This window comes from Cellulomonas sp. PS-H5, from assembly GCF_019265565.1.
Classification (GTDB): domain Bacteria; phylum Actinomycetota; class Actinomycetes; order Actinomycetales; family Cellulomonadaceae; genus Cellulomonas.
Map to the genome: position 1 here is coordinate 1 of NZ_JAHVCI010000101.1, position 6,945 is coordinate 6,945.

General features: G+C 78.9%; 6 protein-coding genes. 1 reads left to right on the top strand and 5 read right to left on the bottom strand.

Translation table 11 applies throughout. The features are described from left to right. Window positions 1-344: 344 nt before the first annotated feature. From J5O08_RS20055 to J5O08_RS20075, 5 genes are all read right to left on the bottom strand, one after another. Window positions 345-1,532 carry a glycosyltransferase gene (locus J5O08_RS20055; protein ID WP_218708675.1) on the bottom strand — a complete coding sequence of 396 codons (1,188 nt, stop codon included), beginning with the start codon at window positions 1,530-1,532 and terminating at the stop codon, window positions 345-347. A 224-nt stretch (window positions 1,533-1,756) separates the two neighbouring features. Next, window positions 1,757-2,788 (bottom strand): glycosyltransferase family 2 protein, encoded by a 1,032-nt coding sequence (locus J5O08_RS20060; RefSeq protein ID WP_218708676.1) that lies wholly within the window; start codon window positions 2,786-2,788, stop codon window positions 1,757-1,759. An 82-nt stretch (window positions 2,789-2,870) separates the two neighbouring features. Then, entirely contained in the window at window positions 2,871-3,389 is a 519-nt protein-coding gene (locus J5O08_RS20065; protein ID WP_147795766.1) for a DapH/DapD/GlmU-related protein, read from the bottom strand. Between the two features lies 1 nt (window position 3,390). Next, a complete protein-coding gene (locus tag J5O08_RS20070; RefSeq protein WP_218708677.1) occupies window positions 3,391-4,539 on the bottom strand; it encodes a glycosyltransferase in 1,149 nt (382 codons plus the stop codon). Further along, complete coding sequence (locus J5O08_RS20075; RefSeq protein ID WP_218708678.1) at window positions 4,536-5,393, bottom strand: glycosyltransferase; 858 nt, start codon at window positions 5,391-5,393, stop codon at window positions 4,536-4,538. The genes J5O08_RS20070 and J5O08_RS20075 overlap by 4 nt, the downstream gene beginning before the upstream one ends. Before the next feature lie 158 nt (window positions 5,394-5,551). Between J5O08_RS20075 and lhgO the strand changes: the two genes are divergently transcribed. Then, window positions 5,552-6,772, top strand: coding sequence for an L-2-hydroxyglutarate oxidase (gene lhgO / locus J5O08_RS20080; protein WP_218708680.1), 1,221 nt, complete (start codon window positions 5,552-5,554; stop codon window positions 6,770-6,772). The last annotated feature ends 173 nt before the right edge of the window (window positions 6,773-6,945 follow it).

A 6,945-nucleotide genomic window follows, 5' to 3' on the forward strand; every position in this document is an offset into this window, starting at 1 on the left:
CCTCTCGCCCCCGCGCCCGACTCCCGCGTCTGACCCCCGCAACTGCCCCCCGCGCCGAGTGCCTATCCGACATGTCGAGTGCCTATCCCCTGGATAGGCACTCGACGTGTCCCATATCCCCTCGACGGTTCCGGCCGGCCGGCCGGACCGAGACCGTGCCCGGCACCGGCCGAGTGCGCTCCCGCGCCGCCCCGACGCCGAGTGCACATCCGACACGTCGAGTGCCTATCCCGTGGATAGGCACTCGACGTGTCCCGTATCCGCTCGACGGATCCGGACCCGGAGGCGCGGAGGCGGCGGCGCGTGGGGTGGGTGGCGCAGCGGCCCGCCTGCCCACCGCGGGGTCAGGACGCGGTGGTGCCGTGCAGCGGGGTGGCGGGCGGACGGCCCGCGCGGGCCTCGGCGCCGCGCGAGCGGCCGCGGTCCCAGAACTGGTGCACGGCGCCGCGAGCGCCCTCGTCGACGGCCGCGACGGCCGGCGCTGGCTCGGCCGCGGGCAGCGCGGTCGGCGGCACCGAGTCGCGCGGCAGGAGCGCCACGGGCACGGCGGAGCGCGGGGCACCACCGCCGCCGGGGGCGTCGCCGGCGGCGGACGCGGGGCGCTCGCGCACGGGCGCGCGCAGCAGCCGCAGGGTCTCGCGGTGGTACGCGACGGCGGCGTGCGCCCGCAGCCGGGCCCGTGCGCGCCCGCGGCCGTGCCCGAGTGCCAGCAGCCGCAGCCACCGGCCCACGAGCCGCAGCAGCACGAGGGGTGCGGCGGGGCGGACGTCCCGCAGCCGCCGGTCGACGTACGCGGCAGCACGTCCGTGCCCGCGGGCCCGCTCGATGAGCGCCCGGCGGACGAGTGCGCGCGGGCCGAGGTCGCGCTCGACCACCGCGCCCGCGACGGCCCGCTCCCGGAAGCCCGCGCCGACGACGTCGCGCCGGAACACGACGTCGAGCCCGTCGGGGCAGCACGCGGTGCCGAGCGCCTCGTCGAAGCCGACCGCCTCCAGCACCGCCCGCGTCGCGGCCATGCTGACGCCGCTGAATGCCTTGCCGACCTCGGGCGGGTCCGGGACGAGGTCGAGGTAGGCGGCGGCGAGGTCCTCCGTCAGCCAGGGCCGCTCGAGGTTGGCGGTCAGCCGCACCGCCCCGCCGGTCAGGTCGGCGCGGCCGGAGCGCAGCGGCGCGGTGAGCGCGAGCACCCAGTCGGCGGGCACCCGGACCTGGGCGTCGGTGAACAGCAGGTACCGGCCGCGCGCCGCGGCGACGCCGACGTTCCGGGCCCGCCCGCCGGTCACCCCGGGGGCGGCGACGACGCGGAGCCGCGGGTCGGCGGGCAGCGCGGGCAGGCGGCCGAGGTCGCGGGCGACGAGGAGCAGCTCGCCGTGCAGGCGCTCGCCGCGGAGCCAGGAGGTCCGTTCGTCCCGGCGGCCGGCGGCGTGGTCGAGGGAGTCCAGCAGGCTGCGCAGCGTGTGCGGCAGGCCGTGCTCGTCGCCGCGCGCGACCACGACGACCGACACGTCCGCGCGGGCCCGGGCGTCGATCACGCGTCACCTCCCGCCGGCTCGGCGTCGGGTGCGGCCGAGAATGTCGACATACCCTCGCAAACCGGACAGGTGCGCGTCGAGTCGGTCACCCGGGTGCGCGCGCCGGGGGTCGCCCGGTCGCCGGACGCGGGTCACCCGTGCGGGTGCGGCTGACCCCGACGACCCGCCCCCGGCCGGCGGCGCGGACCATCCCGCCTCGCGCACGCGGACCACCGCGCGCCGGCTCAGCCCGCCTCGTGCGCGCAGCCGGCCACCGCGAGCTCCCCCGCGCGGAGCGGCTCCGGGTCGGGCAGCCCGCCGCGCGCGTACCCGATGCCGAACCCCGTGCTCCAGGACAGCCGCGCGACGTCGGCCCGGGACCGGATCCGGGCGGCCTCGCCGGCCACGAGCCACGCCCGCCGGGCGATCCGCGCCGGCCACCGCCGCGTGGCGCCGCGGTCGTCGCCCGCGACCGCGTGGTCGCCGGCCACCGCGCCGGACCCGTCCGCCGCCGCCTGCGCCGCCACCTCGGCGTACCGCGCGGCCAGCCACCGCTGCCCCATCCCGCTGCCCCGCCCCTGCCGCCAGGCCCCGACGAGGCCGTCGCGCAGCCGCATGTGCACCACGGCGTCGGGCTCGAACGCGAGCGCCCCGCCGGCGAGCTGGGCGCGCCAGCACAGGTCGGTGTCCTGGAGGTAGCGGGCGCGGACGTCGAAGCCGCCCAGCCGGTCGAACAGCGCCCGCCGGACGGCGAGGTTGCTGGAGCTGGCGCTCCCGAGCCGGGGCAGCGGCTCGGCGTACTGCAGGCCGTCGACCTGCGGCAGCGCGCGGGACCCCTGCGCCGCGCGGCTGTTGAGCCGCTCCCACTCCAGGCGCCCCGCCGCGACGTCCGCGTCCCGGAGCGCGCCGTGCAGGGCGTCGACCCAGCCGGGCGCGACGACGTCGTCGGCGTCGCAGAACAGCAGGTCCCGGCCCCGGGCCGCGCGCGCCCCGGCGTTCCGGGCGGCACCGGCCCCGCGGATCCCGGAGGCGTCGACGAGGCGCACGTCCGCCGGTCCCCGGGCCGCGTCCCGGACGAGGTCGCGGGTGCCATCGGTCGAGCCGTTGTCGGCGACCAGCACCTCCCAGGTGCAGGCCGGGTCCTGCGCGGCGAGCGCGTCGAGCTGCGCGGGCAGCGTCGCCTCGGCGTCCCGGGCGGCGATCACCACCGAGACGTCGAGCGCGGCCTCGCGTCGGCCCCCGGGCGGCCCGTCGGCGGTCGGGCGTGCTGCGGTCATGGCTCCCCCTGCCTGGCCCACAAACGGGACAAATCACCCGTAGCAGATCACAGAGGGCAGGGCTGCGCGAGCCCGCGCGGCGTCAGTACCGCTCGGGCCCGTAGTCGATCCGGTAGTGCTGCTCCCGGGGCCGCTCCCCGATCGGCCGGGCGGGCACCCCGCCGACGATCGTCCAGGGCTCGACGTCCTGGGTGACGACGGCGCCGGCGGCCACGACGGCCCCCTCGCCGATGGTCACGCCGCGTACGACGGTCGACCGGCTCGCGAGCCAGGCCCGGTCGCCGATGGTGATCGGCCCGAGCCGGCCGGCGAACCCGGGGTCCCGCAGGTCGTGGTCGGCGGTGACCAGCAGGACGTGGCTGGCGATGACCACGTCGTAGCCGATGTCGATGCCGCCGCGCGCGTCGATCTGGCAGAACCGCCCGACGTGGCAGCGCCCGGCGATCCGCAGGTTGCCCGGCTCGAGCACCTCGGACCCGCCGAACAGGTACACGTGCTCGCCGAGGTCCGCACCCAGCCGCCGGAGCGTGCGGATCCGCAGCTCGTTGCTGGGCACGTGCGTCAGCGCCCGGTTGAAGACGAGCTCACCCCGTCGACCCACGTCAGCCGTCCTCCCCGCGGGTCGCGCCCGCGTGCTCGTGCTCCGGGGCGGTCGCCCCGCCGCGCAGCCGCGCCGCGAGCGCCGCCACCGTGTGCTCCCGCCGGACCAGCGCCCGGCCGGCCTCGCCGCGCGCCCGCCGGTCGGCGGGATCGACCACCAGCGACCGGACGGCGTCCAGCAGCGCCCGCTCGCCGGTCGCCCCGTCGCCGACGACGACCACCCGGGCCTCGTCGAACAGGTGCCCGGCGCCCCGGGAGTCGTTGGTGACGACCGCGCAGCCGTTCCCGAGGGCGGCGACCAGCGGGCCGCTCACGGCGTGCGCCCCGCCGCCGCCCCAGCCGTCGCGCCGCCAGCGCACGACGACCGCGGCCCGGGCGAACGCGGCGCGCACGCCCTCCTCGGGCAGGAAGCCGAGCAGCCGCACCCGGTCGGCGGTCCCGGCGGCCTCCGCGGCGGCCGCGAGCGCGCGCGCCGTCTCCTCGCCGCAGGCGCCGACCGCCAGCACCCAGCCGTCCGGCAGGTCGGCGGCGGCGCGCACCAGGGGCAGCACGTCCTCGGCGGCGGCCACGTACCCCGGCACGAGCACCTCGGTGCGCCCGTCGACGGGGTCGTCCGTGGCGGCGCCGACGTGCGGCAGCGCCTCGACGGGCCGGTCCAGCCGGTGCGCGGCCGTGAGGGCCGCGGCACCGGACGGCGACAGGCAGAGCACCCGCTCGGCCCGGCGCAGCAGGTCGCGCTCGGCGCACCGGCCGAGGGTGCCGGACAGCGCCGCGGCGACCCGGCGGCCGCCCCGGCGGTCGAGCAGCGTGGTGAAGAACGCGCCGCCGGACAGCTCGGGCACGTCGTGCACCATCAGCCAGACCCGGCGTCCACGCCGCGCGGCCCACCAGGCGGCCCAGAACTCGGCGAGCCCGCGGCCGGCCTGCTCGACGACGAGCACCGCGCCGGGGTCGCGCCGGGTCACGCGGCGCGCCAGCCGGACGGCGAGCGCCGCGGACTGGGACGCCTCGGGCGCGGGCGGCAGCGGCTCGGTGCCGGTCGGACCGAGCGCGTCGAGCACGGGCCGGAAGGCGGCGGCGTACGCGGCGACGCCGCTGGGGCTGGGCGGGAGGCGGGTGACGTGCACGTACCCCGTCGGAGCCGCGGTCACCGCCGACCCCGACCGACCCGGCGCACCCGGTCGCGCGCGGCGACCCCGGCGCGCTGCACGCCCTCGACGGCGCCGAGCAGCCGGGCGTCCCGCGCGGGGACGTCCTGCGTCAGGGTGCCGGCGCGCTCGGCCTCGAGCAGCGAGCCGTACAGGTGGCCGAAGGTGTGCAGGGCCGCGACGGCGAACCCCGCGCGCCCGTCCCGCCACGCGCCGCTGAACACGGTCGAGCGCAGCAGCTCGCGGACCAGCCGGACGGGGTCGTCCAGCCGGGTGAACCGGCCGGGGTTGTTGGCCGCGTACCGGAGCACCTTCTCGGTGGTCTGGCCGACCGAGCGGAAGTTCAGGTGCGCGATGGCGGGCACCGAGGCCGGTGCGTCGACCCCGGGGCCGTCGAGCTCCGGCGGCACGTGCGCGAGCGCGGGCTCGGCGTAGTGCGCGCGGCCGCGGCGGAGCAGGGCGTACTTCGCGCTGCCCTGCAGCGAGTGCTCGAGCATCCGGCCGTAGGCGACGTTGTCGTACCGCAGCCGCACCCCGGCCACGTCGGGCCGGTCCAGGACGGGCTGCAGCGCGGCGCGGAACCCGGCGGGCAGGTGCTCGTCGGCGTCGACGAACAGCACCCAGTCGCTGGTCGCCGCGTCGAGCCCGCGCTGGCGGACCTCCTCCACGACGGGGGCGTCCGGCACCGGCACGACCCGCGCGCCGTGCGCCGCGGCGACCTCGCGGGTGTCGTCGGTCGACCCCATGTCGCAGACGAGCACCTCGTCGAAGCCGGCCAGCAGCGGGAGGCAGTCGCGCAGCTGGTCGGCCTCGTTGCGGGAGTACACGACGGCACTCACCGTGCTCGGGGGGGTCATGGCCCCGAGCGTAGGTCGGCGTCCCCCGCCGGGGGCACCGCCCGAAGGGTGAATTGGGGTGAAACGCGACATAGGGGACAGATCCGGCGGCTAGCCTCGCCGTGCGGGCGAGCCGATCCGCACCGCCCTGACCAGGGCCCAGCACCGAGGAGCGCGCCATGAGCCACGTCGTCGTCGTCGGATCCGGCATCGTCGGGCTGGCGGTCGCCGCCCGGCTCGCCGCGCGCGGCGACGAGGTCACCGTCCTGGAGAAGGAGGACGGGCTCGCGCTGCACCAGACCGGCCGGAACTCCGGCGTCATCCACTCGGGCCTCTACTACGCGCCCGGCAGCCTCAAGGCGACGATGGCCGCGGCCGGCGCCCGCTCGATGGTCGAGTACGCCCGCGCGAAGGGCGTCCCCGTCGAGGTGTGCGGCAAGCTCGTCGTCGCCACGTCGGACGCCGAGGTGCCGCAGCTGGAGAAGCTCGCCGGCCGCGCGGAGGCCAACGGCGTGCCGGCCCGCCGGCTGACGCCCACGGAGGCCCGGGAGTACGAGCCGCACGTGCGCGCGGTCGCCGCGCTGCGGGTGGAGAGCACCGGCATCGTCGACTACCCCGGCGTGTGCCGGGCGCTCGCCGCGGACGTCGAGGCCGCCGGCGGCCGGATCCTGTTCGGCGAGGAGGTGCTGGCCGCGCGCACCGTCCCGGACGCGCCCGGGGTCCCCGGCCGGGTGGAGATCCGCACGTCGCGCGCCGACCGGGAGGCCGACGCGCTCGTGGTCTGCGCCGGGCTGCACGCCGACCGGCTCGCACGGGCGTGCGGGCTCGAGCCCGAGGCCCGGATCGTGCCGTTCCGCGGCGAGTACTTCGAGCTGACCCCCGAGGCCGGCGCCCAGGTCCGCGGGCTCATCTACCCCGTGCCCGACCCGCGGTTCCCGTTCCTCGGCGTGCACCTCACCCGCGGGATCGAGGGGCACGTGCACGCCGGGCCGAACGCGGTGCTGGCGCTCGCCCGCGAGGGCTACACCTGGACGGACGTCTCGCCGCGCGACCTCGCCGACAGCCTCGCGTGGCCCGGGCTGTGGCGGCTCGCCGCGCGCAACCTGGTGCCCGGCGCCGCCGAGGTCGGCCGGTCGCTCTCCCGGAAGGCCTTCGCGCGCAGCCTGTCCCGGCTCGTCCCGGGGATCACGGCGGGCGACCTCGTCCCCGCGCCGGCCGGGGTGCGCGCGCAGGCGCTGCGCCGGGACGGCGGGCTGGTCGACGACTTCCTGCTGCAGAGCGAGGGGCGGCAGGTGCACGTGCTGAACGCGCCGTCGCCCGCGGCCACCGCGTCGCTGGAGATCGCGCGGCACATCGTGGACCAGCTGGACGCCGCGGTCCCGGCGGCGCACGCGGCCTGACGACGCGCGTCCCTGGTCGCCGAGTCTCCGTCCCGCGCCTGTCCGCGACGCGCGCGACGCAGTCCGCGATCGGAGACTCGGCGGCGCGCCCGGGCACGGGCGGCGGCGCGCCCGGGCCCAGGCGGCGGCGCGCCCGGGCACAGGCGGCGGCGCGCCCGGGCACAGGCGGCGGC

Bases quoted from the DNA above. Each gene is read 5' to 3' on its own strand.
- lhgO (WP_218708680.1), top strand. From the start codon at position 5,552: ATGAGCCACGTCGTCGTCGTCGGATCCGGCATCGTCGGGCTGGCGGTC.
- J5O08_RS20075 (WP_218708678.1), bottom strand. From the start codon at position 5,393: ATGACCCCCCCGAGCACGGTGAGTGCCGTCGTGTACTCCCGCAACGAG.
- J5O08_RS20060 (WP_218708676.1), bottom strand. From the start codon at position 2,788: ATGACCGCAGCACGCCCGACCGCCGACGGGCCGCCCGGGGGCCGACGC.